The following is a 12,568-nucleotide window of genomic DNA, read 5'->3' on the forward strand; positions in this document are numbered from 1 at the left end:
ACCGATCTTCGCTCCGAAAACACACCTCAGCGCACGAGGCGTGTTTTCGGAGCGATAATGCGCTACCAGTACGGGCGGTAGCGGTCCTTGAGGCCTTCCAGGGGGACGCGGGCCTCGATGAGCGAGATGCCGGGGGTGCCGAGCAGCGCGCGGTAGGCCTCGTCGAACGCCGGCACGGTGTCGGTGCGGCGGTACGGCACGGCGAAGGCACGCGCGGCGGCCTCGAAGTCCACCTCCTGCGGCGTGAGGAACAGCCGCTCGAAGTAGGCGTCCTCCGACTTCTGGGGCAGCATGTCGAAGATGCCGCCGCCGTCGTTGTTGAGCAGCACGATGACGATGCTGGGCGCGGGTCCGCCCGCAGTGCGCTGCACGCGCAGCTCGCGTTGGAGCGCGAGCGCGTTCAGGTCGTGCAGCAGCGTGAGGTCGCCGGTGACGAGCGTGGTCTGCGCGAAGCGCTGCGCCGCGCCGAGCGCCGTGGACACCGTGCCGTCGATGCCGTTGAGGCCGCGATTGCACAGCACCGTCAGGCGCTTGGCGCTTTTCAGGTAGAACGTGTCGAGCGCCCGCACGCTCATGGAATTAGCCGCGAACAGGCACGACCCCTCCGGCGCAAGCTCCACGACGCGCCGGACGAACGCGCCCTCGAAGCCGGCCTCCACGTCGTCCACCGCCGCGATGCGCTCGCGGGCGGCGTCGTTCGCGGCGATCCACGCGCTCGCGAAGGCCCCGGACGCTGGCACCGGGTCGGGCAGCGCCGCGAGCAGCGAGCGGGCGAACTCCGCAGGCTCGCACGGCGCGAACACGTCGGTGGCGGCGTTGAAGTCGCGTGTCTCGAGGGGATCCACCACCACCTGCGCCGCGCCCGACGCGGCGGCCATCTGCGCGGCCTTCTTCGACACCGGATAGCGGCCGAATCGCACGATCGCCTCGGGCCGCAGCTCGTCGGGAGCCACGCCGCCTGCGGCAATAATGCTGTCGTAGTTATCGATGACCAGCGCGTCATCGAAGTCGCGCAGACCCGAGAGCGGATCGGCCAGAAGCGGCAGGTCGAACGCGTGCGCCCAGGCCAGCACCGCGCGCGCCTCGTCATCGTTCGCGCAGGTTCCCTCACCCGCGTAGACGAGCGCGCGTCGGCCGGTCAGCAGCGCGGCCAGGCGCTCGGCGGCCTCCGGCGCAAGCTGCCGCGAAACGGCGACGGATGTTTCACGTGAAACATCCGCGCGACGACCCGCTTCGAACAGGCCTTCCACGGCGAAATCGGGCTTGAGCGGCTCGTCGAACGGGAAGTTCAAGTGCACGGGCCCGCCGCAGCAGCCCTCGCCCGCCGCGATGACCGCCTCGCGCGCGGCCTGGCGGGCGAACGCGAGCGCCATGCCGTCGGCCGTCGGCAGCGGCATCTGGCGAAACGCCCGCACGTGGTCGCCGTAGGCGTTCAGCTGGTCGCACGTCTGCGGTGCGCCGAGGCCCTGCAGCCGCGGCGGCCGGTCGCCCGTGAGCACGAGCAGCGGCACGCGCGACGACTCGGCCTCCATCACGGCCGGGTAGTAGTTCGCCACCGCCGTGCCCGACGTGCAGACGACGGCGGCGGGGCGGCCGCTCGCCTTCGCCAGCCCGAGCGCGAAGAAGGCCGCGCCGCGCTCGTCCACGTCCACGAACAGGCGCATCCGCTCCGGCGCGCGCCGCGACAGCTCGTAGGCCGTCATGGACAGCGGCGTCGAGCGCGAACCGGGGCTCACCACCACGTCGCGCACGCCCCAGCGAGCCAGCTCGTCGAAGAACGCGCCCAGGAACAACGCCGTTGCGGCCGGGTCGGCCGTCATCATGCCTCGCCTCCCTCGAAGGCGCTGAGGATGGTCTTCAGCTTCATGCCGATCTCGTCGTACTCGTCGTCGGCCACGCTGCCGGCTACGATGCCGCAGCCGGCGTACACCCAGCCGATCTCGCCGTCGAACACGCCCGTGCGCAGCGCCACGGAGAACTCGCCGTCGCCCGCGCCGTCGATGTAGCCGCACGCGCCGGCGAAGAACCCGCGGTTGTACGCCTCGATCTCGCGCAGCAGCATCTGCGCCTCGCCCACCGGCGTGCCCGCCACGGCTGGCGTGGGATGCAGGTCGCCCATCATCGTCCACAAATCAACGCCCTCCAGCATGCGCGCCCGCGCCGGCGTGCACAGGTGCTGCACGTGCGTGAGCGGGAGGATCCCCGGCTCGGCGGGCACGTCCACGCCGTAACACGTGCGGCAGAACACCTCGCGGATGAACTTCACCACGTAGTCGTGCTCGGCGCGGTTCTTCTCGTCGGCCATGAGCTCGGCCGCCAGCCGCGCGCGCTCCTCCTCGGATCCGCCCGCGGGGCACGTTCCCGCCAGGCACATGCTCTCGACTTCGGCGCCGCGCTTGCGCACGAGCAGCTCCGGCGTGCAGCCGCAGAAGAACACGTCGGCGTAGCGGTACAGCAGCACCGTGCCGCGCGCCGGGCCGTCGATGAGGTTCACCAGCAGGTCCTTCGACGAGAAGGGGTGCTCGGCCACCAGCTTCTGCCGGCGCGAGAGCACCACCTTGTCCACGCGGCCCTCCTCGATGGCCGCAAGCCCTGCCGCCACGGCGTCGGCCCACGCCTCGCGCGAGTCCGGCACGATGCGGTACGGCACCGTCTCGCGGCGGCGCGGCGGTGCGGCCAGCGCTTGGCGGACGAAGCGCTCGATGCGCCCCGCGTACACCGGGCCGAGCGAGTTCACCTGGAGGAGCGGCCCGTGCTCGTTCTCAATGAGCACGATCTCCGGCAGCATGAACTTCAGGCGCGGGAACGCCTCGAACAGGTCGTCGGTAGGCGCGGGGTTCTCCGCGTCAAAGCGGTTGAACGAGAAGAAGACAGGCTGCTGGCCCACGGGGCCTTCCAGCTCGCAGTCGGCGTCGTCGAGCGTCGGCAGCGCGATGCAGCGACCGAGGCCCATGAGGCGCACCGGGCGGTCCTTGCGGTAGTAGACGAACTGGTCGGTGAACCCTTTCTGCAGCGCGCAGAACGCGTCGACGATATCGGCGTTGATGGAGCAGGTGTAGGAATGGATTTTCGTCATGGCTCTCCCGTCGCTTCGTCACGCGTGCCAACCAGTCGTGCAAGATGGCATTCTAGCACGACGGTTCGCCGGACCGATTCCGACGGCGGTCAGCGTCGCGCCGCAGTCCGATCTTCGGCCGAAACACACGCCACAGCGCGGTTTTGCGTGTGTTTCGGCCGAAGATGAACTCCTCCGCATGCGAAAACGGGCCGCGGCTTGGCAGCTGCGGCCCGTTGGCTATCGGAAAACTCCCTGGCGGGGCGAGCGACTAGCAGCCGTTTGAGCAGTTGAAGGCGCGCTCCTCGCGGGTGACGCCGTGCTTGACGCGGTCGGACTCCTCGGCGGTCTTCGCGTCGTTCCAGCGATCCATCGTGCCCACCAGGTATCCGGTGATGCGGCGGATGCGGTCGAAGGGCACCGGCGCCAGCTCGTAGCGGATGTCCACGTCGGCGCCGTCCACGTCCAGCTCGAGCGCCGTGACCATGCTGTTGGGATGCTGCTCGTTGCCGCGCGCGATGTAGGAGCGGATCTCGTCGTCGCCCACCGGCGCGTCGTCCTCGTTCAGGTACGTGATCTTCACGACCACGCTGTCGACCGTCCTCTGCTCCCACTGCGCCGTCGCGCGCTTCACCATCGTCTCCACCGCCGTTGCCATGCCGCTCCTCCCGTTTGTGATACCTTTATATGGTACCAGTATAGTACCATTTATGGAGACGAACGGCCACCACCTTTCGGTAACGGGTTATGACGAAACGGACGCGGGCGCGCAACGGCGAGAAACGGCGTATGATGGTAGGATACGAGAAAGGAGCCCGATATGTCCGCGCGCGCCCGCACCCTCGTCTGCACGATAGCCTTGGCGGCCGCTGCGATCCTGGCCGGCTGCTCGAACGCCGCGCCGTCTGCTGACGGCGGCGCCTCGACCGGCGGCTCCTTCGCCGACCTGGGCGGCGACCTCACCTACGAGCAGGCGAAGGCCCTCCCTTTCAAGCAGGTGGAGCCGGATCTAGGCAATCTGCACGAAGTCTACTTCGCCGGCGGCTGCTTCTGGGGCGTGGACGCATACTTCTCGCTCGTGCCCGGCGTGGCGGAAACGACGTCCGGTTACGCGAACGGCACCGGCGAGAACCCCACGTACGAGCAGGTGTGCACCGGCGCCACCGGGTTCGCCGAGACGGTGCGCGTGCGCTACGACCCCGATGCGGTGAGCCTGCAGACGCTGGTCGAGCATTACTTCGGGCTGATCGACCCCACCAGCGTGAACCGCCAGGGCAACGATGCCGGCACGCAGTACCGCACCGGCATCTACTACGCGGACGAGGCCGACCTTGCCGTGCTCGAGGCCGCGATGGAGGCCGAGCGCGCGGCCGTCGGGAAGGACCTGGCCGTGGAGCTGGCGCCGCTCTCCAACTTCTACGAGGCCGAGGAGTACCATCAGGACTACCTGGACAAGAACCCTGGCGGCTACTGCCACGTGGACTTTTCGGAGCTTCGGGCGTTCGTCGAGGAGGGGTCGCTCGATGCGAGCCTCTACGAGAAGCCGAGCGAAGGCGAGCTGCGCGAGTCGCTGAGCGCCGAGCAGTTCGACGTCACGCAGAACGCCGCGACCGAGCAGCCGTTCAGCGGCGAGTATTACGACAACGTCGAGCCCGGCATCTACGTGGACGTGGTCACCGGCGAGCCGCTATTCTCGTCGGCCGACCAGTACGACGCGGGCTGCGGCTGGCCCAGCTTCACCAAGCCCATCGACCCGGAGGTGATCGTCGAGCGCGAGGACGGCAGCCACGGCATGGACCGCACCGAGGTGAAGAGCCGCGTGGGCGACTCGCACCTGGGCCACGTGTTCACCGACGGCCCCGCCGCCGAGGGCGGGCTGCGCTACTGCATCAACAGCGCGTCGCTGCGCTTCGTCCCCCTTGAGGACATGGACGCCGAAGGCTATGGCGACCTGAAGCCCCTGGTGGAAGTGGAGTGAGGCTATTCGTAGTCTCGCAGTGACTCCATAAGCTCGCCGACACTCACGTCGAAGCCATCAGCGATACGCCTGATGTTGTCCAAGCTGATGTTGCGAGCGCCGCGTTCGACGTCGGCGAGGTACGTGGCGCTCATGCCTATCCTCTTCGCGAAAGCGCGCTGCGACAATCCACGCTCCTCGCGCAGATCCTTGATGCGCCAACCAAGCTGTACCCGTAAAGTGGACATTCGCCTATGCTCGCGCACCGCCTGGCGTTAGCTGCAACACTTTAAGTGAGCATTTTGCTTTTTGCTATGCTACTGTGAAAAACGCGTAGTGCAGCTCAATTCAAAGGGAAACGAATGACTATGCCCCAACTAGCCGAAACCGGCGAACTCATCGCCGAGGTAGAACTTACACTCGCAGGAATAATTTTTTGCTTCGAGTTGTTTTGGCAACGTCTTCAAAGCGGCCAAAAGCTTGACCATCGAGATTCTCTCGCGACAGTATGGCTCGCGATTACGACCCTCAAACAGTGCGCAACGCAACTGAGCGAAGCTGCGGAATCACTTGAGTCGCTCCAGACCGCAAACTGAAGACGAGCCGAACCACCTGCACGCGAAACGAGTCACGCTGCACAAAAACCGTTCTCGTGAAAGCCGTGAGGGACTTCGGAGGTGCTTTTCGCTCATGGCGGCTCATGAGTTGCCAGCATAACCCCAGGTCGATGAAAATCACCACCCGGAAACCTTTCGCCGCCTCTCGCACGAGGGGCGGTTTTGTGTCGCCGGAGGGCGATTCGCGTGCACGGCTGCTGCGGCAGCGGTCAGTCGCTTTCTGGTTCCGCGGGCTTCGGTTGCAAGGCGGCGGTTATGGTGGTAGCCAGGTCGGCATCGCGGTCGGCGGCTCGTTCGGCGGCGCGGTTGTACCGGGCCACGTTGACGCGCCTCGCGTTCAGGAAGGCGTGCAGGATGAGGGCGAACGACGCGGCGATGGCGAGCCAGAACAGGAAGGGGGTCATCCAGTTCACGGCCATCACCGGCACCCACAGGTCGAACATGCTCACGATGGCGAGCATGAACGTGCTTGCCAGGAACAGCGCAACCGCAAGCAGTGCAACGCCAGCCAACACCCCGCGCTTCCGGCTGCGGCGCGCGGCGGCCTTCTGCTCTTCCGTGTAGAAATCCTCGATGTAGGGATGCTCCCGGCGAAACCTCCGATACCCCAGGCACGCGGACGCCGCCAGCCCCACACCCACCGCCGCGCACAGGAGGTACGCAAGGTAGGGATACGCACTCGGATTAGCGGCGAACAGGCTGGTGGCAATGGCCGCCACCCCGAATCCCACCACGAACATTGCCAGACCCGCCGGCAGCTTCCACGCGAACCGCCGCATGGCCTCGTCGTAGCCGCACGCGTCCACCGGCGGCGCGTCCTCGGGCATCGAGCGGGCAAGGTCGGGCGCGCGGCCGGTCAGATCGCCGCGCACGAGGTCGTCTATCGTGCACTCGAACAGCTCGCACAGCCGGATGAGCTTGTCCATCTCAGGGTAGCTCTTCTCGGCTTCCCACTTCGTCACCGACTGGCGGCTCACGCCCACCAGCATCGCCAGCTCGCTCTGGGTCATGGTGCGCGTCTCGCGTAGGTGTTGCAGGTTCTCGCGGAATCCCATGGCGCTCTCCTCTCGTACGCTGATCACGCCTTCAGTGTGCGCCGAGCCGCCGGTTTCCTCAACCAACTAGGGGATGCTTTTCGCCCGCCGCCGAGGCCACCGGAAGTAGCCTCCCCAGGTGAGACGCCCGCCGCTAGATTTTGTACATGTACTGGAAGACGTCCTCGCGCTGGATGATGATCTGCACGCCGAGGTCGGCGCCCACCTGCTCGAGGCGCTCCTGCACGGTGTTGAAGTCGGCCACCTCGGGGTTGAGCGTAGTGAGCATCGTCATGGAGAAGATGTCCTCCAAGATGGTCTGGCTGATGTCGTCGATGTTCGCGCCGCACTCCGCGAGCGCCGTAGCCACCGCCGCAACGATGCCGCTGCGATCCTTGCCCAGAACCGAGATAACGCACTTCATTGGCTGTCCTTCCCTCGCCTGCACCAAAATGTGTGAAGACTATAGTACCTGATCACAAACAGATGTTTCACGTGAAACATCCGATACGCACAGGGAACCCGCGGCGCGCTCAGTCCCTTCGGGCGAAGATGAGGGACAGGGCCTCGGCGCGGGTGGCCTGGCTGCGCTCGAAGGCGCCGCGGACGGCGCTCGTGGTGGTCTTCGCGCCGGCCTTCTTCACGCCGCGCATGCTCATGCACAGATGCTCCGCCTCGAGCACCACGATCACGCCCTGGGGATGCAGCTCCTCGATGAGCGTGTCGGCGATTTGCGAGGTCAGGCGCTCCTGCACCTGCGGGCGCTTCGCGAACACGTCCACGAGGCGCGCGAGCTTCGACAGGCCGCAGATGCGCCCGTCGGCCGCCGGGATGTAGGCTACGTGCGCCATGCCGAAGAACGGCACCAGGTGGTGCTCGCACATCGAGTAGAACGGGATGTCGCGCACGAGCACCATTTCCTCGTGGTGCTCGTCGAACGTCGTCTCGAAGTGCTCGGCCGGGTCCTGCTCGAGGCCGGCGAACACCTCTTCGTACATCTTCGCTACGCGCTCGGGCGTCTTGAGCAGCCCCTCGCGGTCGGGATCCTCGCCCACGCCCTCGAGGATGAGCCGCACGCCCTCTTCGATTTTCGCTCTGTCCATTAACATCCTTCTATCGCAAGATAACGCGCAGCATCATACCACGGACGGCTCTCTGCCGCCTCAATCCAGCAGCCAGCTCCAAGCCGGCACGACATGGATGGTTCCCGCCCCGGTTTCGATCGTCTCGGTTTCGTCCAGGGTGACGATCCACGACTCGTCCACGCCGTACAACGGCATGGCGGCCTCCAGAGCGCGCACCTCGCGCCGGCGCGTCTTCGCATCTGCCAAGCTGCACGACACCTGCACGAGCTGCCACGCCTCTTGTAGCAGCACATCGCCGACGACGAAATCGACTTCGTGCCTGGCCGAGTCTTTCTCGAACGATAAGCGGGCGATGCTTCCCTGCCGAACCAGATTCGTCTGACGCCGGAGCTTGTTGAATACCGCCGTCTCGAGCTTCTGACCCTCGTCGCGCGTCGGGGAGGGCGAGAACGCCGAGAACATGGCCGGATCGACCGCGTACACTTTCGCGCTCGAGCGCGCGTTTTCGGAAATCGCCCTCGAGAACTCCTTCACCGTGAACAACAGGTACGCCTCTTGATAATAGCGAAGCAACCGGGCAAGCATCTCGCGCGATGTGGACAACCCCCTGCTTCGAAACTCTCCGTGCACCTTGCTCAACGAAAGCTCGCGCCCGGAAGAGGCGAGACACCGGGACAGAAAACTGCTGGCAACCAGAGGATTTGAGATATTGTACCGCTCGATCACGTCGTAGTTCACCGTGCGATTCGCGTACTCCTGCAGCAGCAGCGTCGCATCGGACGGCTCCAGGTTTTGGACGGCGACGAAGCCGCCCCTACTCAGGTATTTGTCGCAGTCGTGCCGCAAATGCGAGCGCTTGCTGCTTGAGAAAGCACGCTCGACGGAAGCGGAGTCGTTCGGGGAAGGCACCTCATGCCCCTGATAGCGAACGAATTCGGAAAAGCTGAGGGGAAAGAGCTCGCGCGGCAAGGCGCGGCCGCGGAACTCGGAGGCCACTTCCGTTGAAAGCATTTTCGAAGACGAGCCGGTCGCGTATATAGTCGCCTTGTAGGTGTCGACCATGCGACGCAGAAACAAACCCCAGTCCGGCACCTCCTGGATCTCGTCGAAAAAGAAGAAGGCACCTTCTTGCCGCGCTCGTGGGTTGCGTGCGTAAAAAACCTCGACGACCTCTTGCAGCAGCTCCGTTTCGTAAGGCTTCAGTCGCTCGTCTTCGAAATTGAAATACAGGATGGAGTCCTGCGGATATCCTTCCGCGACGATCCGGCGCATTTCCTGATACAGACGGTAGGTCTTCCCGCAGCGCCGCACGCCAACTACCACGTTCACCAGGTTGCCTCGCGCCGGCGGCTGGACGCGGCCTAAGGATAAGTCGCGGTCGAAAACCTCGGGGATGCCCTCTTCGGCGAAATCCTCGATCTTCTCAGCTATGACCGTCCTCATAGACGCGTCCATGTCGACCCCTCCTGCAAGGCGATTGAATTTCTTGCCATATCATTTGGCAAGATCACTATATATCTTGCCAAATGATATGGCAAGATTCGTTGCAGGATCGTCAACCAGCTCGGCAGGATGCGAGCCTTCTACAGCTCCAGCTCCAGGCCCACGGGACAGTGGTCGCTGCCGAAGACCTCGTCGTAGATGCAGGCGCTCGCCACCTTGGGGACCAGCGCGTCGCTGACCAGGAAGTAGTCGATGCGCCATCCGGCGTTGTTCTGCCGCGCCTTGAAGCGGTAGCTCCACCACGAGTACGCGCCGGTCACGTCGGGATGCAGGTGGCGGAACGTGTCGGTGAACCCGGCTTCCAGCAAGTCGGTGAACTTGCCGCGCTCCTCGTCGGAGAAGCCGGCATTGCCGCGGTTCGGGCCCGGGTTCTTGAGGTCGATCTCCTGGTGCGCCACGTTGAAATCGCCGCACATGACCACGGGCTTCGGCTCGGCCGTCTCGCCGGGCTCGGTGAGCGGCAGCTCGCTGATGGTCACATGGCCCTCACCCGGCGCGGGGCGCTGCACCGGGACCTCGGCCGGCAGCACGCCCTCCTCAAGCCCCTTGCAGAAGTCGCGGAAGGCGTCGTCCCACTCCATGCGGTGGCCGATGCGTGCAAGCTCGTTCTGCGCGTTCGGCGTGTACACGTCCACGAACCAGAACCCCGGGAACTCGAGCGCCACGATGCGCCCCTCCGCGTCCAGGTAGTCGCTGCCCAGACCGTGCAGCACTTGCAGCGGCTGCTCCTTCGTGAACACGGCGGTGCCGGAGTAGCCCTTCTTCTGCGCATAGCTCCAATATTCGCGGTACTGCGGCAGGTCGAGCGTGGCCTGGCCTTCTTGCAGCTTCGTCTCCTGCAGCGCCACGATGTCGGCGTCGAGCTCGCACACGATGTCCTCGAAGCCCTTTTTCTGCACGGCCCGCAAGCCGTTCACATTCCACGAGATGAAGCGCATAGGGATGCCTTTCTTAGTCGGTCAACTTAGTCGTTCTGCGGTACTTCTGCTTGTTGCTGTTCGGCGTTTCCGGGATAGTCCGCTCTATGAGTCCTAGCTCAAGGGCGGGGTCGATATATCTGCGGCGAAAAGCCGTTCGATGGCTCAGGCCAAGTGCTTTCATGAGATCCGTTGTGCCGAGCTCGTCAGATCCTAAAACCTCGAGCAACATCGCAACTTGGTCGGTAACTTGGTCGGTGCCGGCCTCTACTGGGTCACTCACTGGGTCACTCACTGGGTCACTCACTGGGTCACTCACTGGGTCACTCACTGGGTCACTCGGCATCTTAACTGGGTCGGTAACTAGGTCGGTCGGCGTCTTAACTGGGTCGGTGGCCTCCCGCACCACGCGCTCGGGGAGCGTGACGAACTTGACCATGGTCGTTCCGGCCTTGATGGTGTACTCGGGGTTCGGGATGCCGTCGGCCGCGCACGCGTCGCAGATCTTGCCGACGCCGCGCCCCCAGTTCTCGATGTCTCCCATGAGATAGAACGCCGTCGCGATGTTCGGGTTGTTGGGCTCGGACGTATGCTTCCCCAGCAAGTCCTCGAGCGTCCACTCCTGCGGCGGGCACCCCTTGTTCGCGATGTACAGCTTGTCGGGGTACACGCTGATCTGGATGGCAATGCCTGTCGCGTACTCCTTGTGCACCAGCGCGTTGTACACCGCCTCGCGCACGGCCGCATCGGGATAAGGATACTGATCCACACGCTGGAACCCTTCGTAGTGGATGGGCGCCTTGAAATACTTCGTGTACAGCATGTCGACGACCCGATCTGCCTGCTCAACCAGCGGGCCCCCTATGTCATCCTGGTAGCGAAGGTCCCAGTCGGCGTTCTCGAAATAGCCGATCTTCGTATGCGCCCCGGTGAAGTAGCGGCCCGGATCCTCGTGGAACAGCAGCACCGCTGCATTCGTGAGCATCCCAGTGCGCTCGTCCACCAGACGCAGATGCATGAGCAGCTCCTCAAGCGACTCCTCAAGCACCGATTCGGGCAAGCGCCCCTTCCGCACCGCACGCTCCTTGAACCGTTTCACCACGTCAAGGCGAAGGTCTTCAAGGCGCGCCGTCGGATGAGGCAGCGAATCCCAGGTGCGACCCTTCTTCTGCAGGAGAAACCGATCGAGCGTCGCGCCCGTCAGTAATTGGTTCGTGCTGCCGCTGCGATAATAGTAGAGGCCTTTATAGCTGATGGGAACGGGGTACGGCGGCACCGTGATGGAGAGGTACGGCACGCCTTCGGCGTCGTTGCGAAGGTCGACATCGCAGATGATGCCAAGCGTCTGGCGCAACTTATTGGGGATATCCTCGAGAAGACGGCTCGAGTTCTTCAGGCCGACGGGCCTTCCCTCGTCGTCGACGCCGACGAGCAGCGTGCCGCCCTGCGCGTTCGCGAAGCCGCACACCCACTGGAACAGCTCGTCCTTCCAAGCCGATTTCCATTCTATGTTCTGCTGCTCCGGCATGGTCGCCCCCACCCTACGGTTTCTCGGTTTCGCCATTATAGCGCTCCTGGCGAAGCGGGTTCGGACGAACGCGAGTGCATGAGATTTGCGTCTGTGCGAGGTGTTGGGGGAGGCTAACTTGCTTTCGAGGGGATTTAGCGAAGCGCGACCTGGCATTATGGAGACGGGAAGCATCCGCAAGCGAGTTAGATTCGGCTAACAGCTCGCACAGGCGTGAATTTCGTGCATGCGGGGAAACGGCTGGCGCCGCGGGGGATCCTTCGACTCCGCGGCTACGCCGCTCCGCTCAGGATGACAATAGGGGGCAGCTTCGCTCGCTCATAGGATGACAACGGAGGGGGCTTCGCTCGCTCAGACAACAAGGCCGCCCCCTCCCGCGACAGAAGGCGGCCTCACTTGTGGTACGGTTCGCCGCGGGAGATTTTTTGGGCTCGGTAGAGTTGCTCCAAAAGCACCACGCGGGCGAGGTTGTGGGGCAGGGTGATCTTGCCGAACGAGAGCGTCTCGTCGGCGCGGGCGCGCACGGCGTCGCTCACACCGTCGGAGCCGCCCACCACGAACGCGATGTCGCTCGTGCCGCGCAGCTTCAGCTCGTCCAGCCGCTGCGCCAGCCCCTCGCTCGAGCGCTCCTTCCCCTCGATGGCCAGCAGCACCACGTGCGACGACGCCGTCAGCGCCGCCAGCACGGCGGCCCCCTCCCGCTCGCGCGCGGCCGCCACCCCGCCGGCGCGCGCGGGGTCCACGTCGGCTACCTCGCGCACCTCGGTCTTCGCGTAGGGCTGCAGGCGCTTCAGGTACTCGGCGCACGCGTCCGTCCAGAAGCGCTCCTTCAGCTTCCCCACCGCCACGACGGTGAACCTCATGCCGGCCGC

At 65.0% G+C, this 12,568-nt stretch carries 12 protein-coding genes; 1 reads left to right on the top strand and 11 read right to left on the bottom strand.

Features of this window, described 5'->3' with window-relative positions; translation table 11 throughout:
* Positions 1-62 precede the first annotated feature (62 nt).
* The 3 genes from menD to nrdD all read right to left on the bottom strand — a co-directional run bounded on the left by menD (position 63) and on the right by nrdD (position 3,713).
* Positions 63-1,823: a 2-succinyl-5-enolpyruvyl-6-hydroxy-3-cyclohexene-1-carboxylic-acid synthase gene (gene menD / locus FX134_RS09200; RefSeq protein WP_232050891.1), complete on the bottom strand. Its 1,761-nt coding sequence runs from the start codon at positions 1,821-1,823 to the stop codon at positions 63-65.
* Entirely contained in the window at positions 1,820-3,076 is a 1,257-nt protein-coding gene (locus FX134_RS09205; protein WP_080800798.1) for an isochorismate synthase, read from the bottom strand. The genes menD and FX134_RS09205 overlap by 4 nt, the downstream gene beginning before the upstream one ends.
* A gap of 250 nt (positions 3,077-3,326) precedes the next feature.
* The gene (gene nrdD, locus FX134_RS09210) at positions 3,327-3,713 is read right to left on the bottom strand and encodes an anaerobic ribonucleoside-triphosphate reductase (protein ID WP_080800801.1); all 387 of its coding nucleotides are present in this window, start codon (positions 3,711-3,713) and stop codon (positions 3,327-3,329) included.
* Positions 3,714-3,875: 162 nt separating this feature from the next.
* Here nrdD and msrB point away from each other — a divergent pair, with 162 nt between their 5' ends.
* Positions 3,876-5,033, top strand: coding sequence for a peptide-methionine (R)-S-oxide reductase MsrB (msrB, locus tag FX134_RS09215; RefSeq protein ID WP_080800803.1), 1,158 nt, complete (start codon positions 3,876-3,878; stop codon positions 5,031-5,033).
* A gap of 2 nt (positions 5,034-5,035) precedes the next feature.
* Here msrB and FX134_RS09220 read toward each other — a convergent pair whose 3' ends face one another.
* The 8 genes from FX134_RS09220 to rlmH all read right to left on the bottom strand — a co-directional run bounded on the left by FX134_RS09220 (position 5,036) and on the right by rlmH (position 12,559).
* Positions 5,036-5,260 carry a helix-turn-helix domain-containing protein gene (locus tag FX134_RS09220; protein ID WP_080800806.1) on the bottom strand — a complete coding sequence of 75 codons (225 nt, stop codon included), beginning with the start codon at positions 5,258-5,260 and terminating at the stop codon, positions 5,036-5,038.
* A 578-nt stretch (positions 5,261-5,838) separates the two neighbouring features.
* The gene (locus tag FX134_RS09225; RefSeq protein ID WP_080800812.1) at positions 5,839-6,684 is read right to left on the bottom strand and encodes a helix-turn-helix transcriptional regulator; all 846 of its coding nucleotides are present in this window, start codon (positions 6,682-6,684) and stop codon (positions 5,839-5,841) included.
* A gap of 133 nt (positions 6,685-6,817) precedes the next feature.
* Complete coding sequence (locus FX134_RS09230; RefSeq protein WP_080800815.1) at positions 6,818-7,087, bottom strand: ACT domain-containing protein; 270 nt, start codon at positions 7,085-7,087, stop codon at positions 6,818-6,820.
* A 109-nt stretch (positions 7,088-7,196) separates the two neighbouring features.
* Entirely contained in the window at positions 7,197-7,766 is a 570-nt protein-coding gene (gene folE, locus FX134_RS09235) for a GTP cyclohydrolase I FolE (RefSeq protein WP_080800818.1), read from the bottom strand.
* A gap of 60 nt (positions 7,767-7,826) precedes the next feature.
* Entirely contained in the window at positions 7,827-9,203 is a 1,377-nt protein-coding gene (locus FX134_RS09240; protein ID WP_080800821.1) for an ATP-binding protein, read from the bottom strand.
* 128 nt (positions 9,204-9,331) lie between these two features.
* A complete protein-coding gene (locus FX134_RS09245) occupies positions 9,332-10,189 on the bottom strand; it encodes an exodeoxyribonuclease III (RefSeq protein WP_080800824.1) in 858 nt (285 codons plus the stop codon).
* A 13-nt stretch (positions 10,190-10,202) separates the two neighbouring features.
* Positions 10,203-11,696 (bottom strand): Fic family protein, encoded by a 1,494-nt coding sequence (locus tag FX134_RS09250; RefSeq protein WP_080803946.1) that lies wholly within the window; start codon positions 11,694-11,696, stop codon positions 10,203-10,205.
* A gap of 392 nt (positions 11,697-12,088) precedes the next feature.
* Positions 12,089-12,559: a 23S rRNA (pseudouridine(1915)-N(3))-methyltransferase RlmH gene (gene rlmH, locus FX134_RS09255; RefSeq protein ID WP_080800827.1), complete on the bottom strand. Its 471-nt coding sequence runs from the start codon at positions 12,557-12,559 to the stop codon at positions 12,089-12,091.
* Positions 12,560-12,568: the final 9 nt, after the last annotated feature.

Origin of the sequence: Arabiibacter massiliensis (assembly GCF_902386925.1) — a bacterium.
Lineage (GTDB): Bacteria > Actinomycetota > Coriobacteriia > Coriobacteriales > Eggerthellaceae > Arabiibacter > Arabiibacter massiliensis.

Excerpts from the sequence above, each read along its gene's own strand:
- FX134_RS09245 (WP_080800824.1), bottom strand. The coding sequence starts at position 10,189 with ATGCGCTTCATCTCGTGGAATGTGAACGGCTTGCGGGCCGTGCAGAAA.
- FX134_RS09220 (WP_080800806.1), bottom strand. The coding sequence starts at position 5,260 with ATGTCCACTTTACGGGTACAGCTTGGTTGGCGCATCAAGGATCTGCGC.
- nrdD (WP_080800801.1), bottom strand. The coding sequence starts at position 3,713 with ATGGCAACGGCGGTGGAGACGATGGTGAAGCGCGCGACGGCGCAGTGG.
- msrB (WP_080800803.1), top strand. The coding sequence starts at position 3,876 with ATGTCCGCGCGCGCCCGCACCCTCGTCTGCACGATAGCCTTGGCGGCC.
- FX134_RS09230 (WP_080800815.1), bottom strand. The coding sequence starts at position 7,087 with ATGAAGTGCGTTATCTCGGTTCTGGGCAAGGATCGCAGCGGCATCGTT.
- rlmH (WP_080800827.1), bottom strand. The coding sequence starts at position 12,559 with ATGAGGTTCACCGTCGTGGCGGTGGGGAAGCTGAAGGAGCGCTTCTGG.
- FX134_RS09225 (WP_080800812.1), bottom strand. The coding sequence starts at position 6,684 with ATGGGATTCCGCGAGAACCTGCAACACCTACGCGAGACGCGCACCATG.
- menD (WP_232050891.1), bottom strand. The coding sequence starts at position 1,823 with ATGATGACGGCCGACCCGGCCGCAACGGCGTTGTTCCTGGGCGCGTTC.
- folE (WP_080800818.1), bottom strand. The coding sequence starts at position 7,766 with ATGGACAGAGCGAAAATCGAAGAGGGCGTGCGGCTCATCCTCGAGGGC.
- FX134_RS09240 (WP_080800821.1), bottom strand. The coding sequence starts at position 9,203 with ATGGACGCGTCTATGAGGACGGTCATAGCTGAGAAGATCGAGGATTTC.
- FX134_RS09205 (WP_080800798.1), bottom strand. The coding sequence starts at position 3,076 with ATGACGAAAATCCATTCCTACACCTGCTCCATCAACGCCGATATCGTC.
- FX134_RS09250 (WP_080803946.1), bottom strand. The coding sequence starts at position 11,696 with ATGCCGGAGCAGCAGAACATAGAATGGAAATCGGCTTGGAAGGACGAG.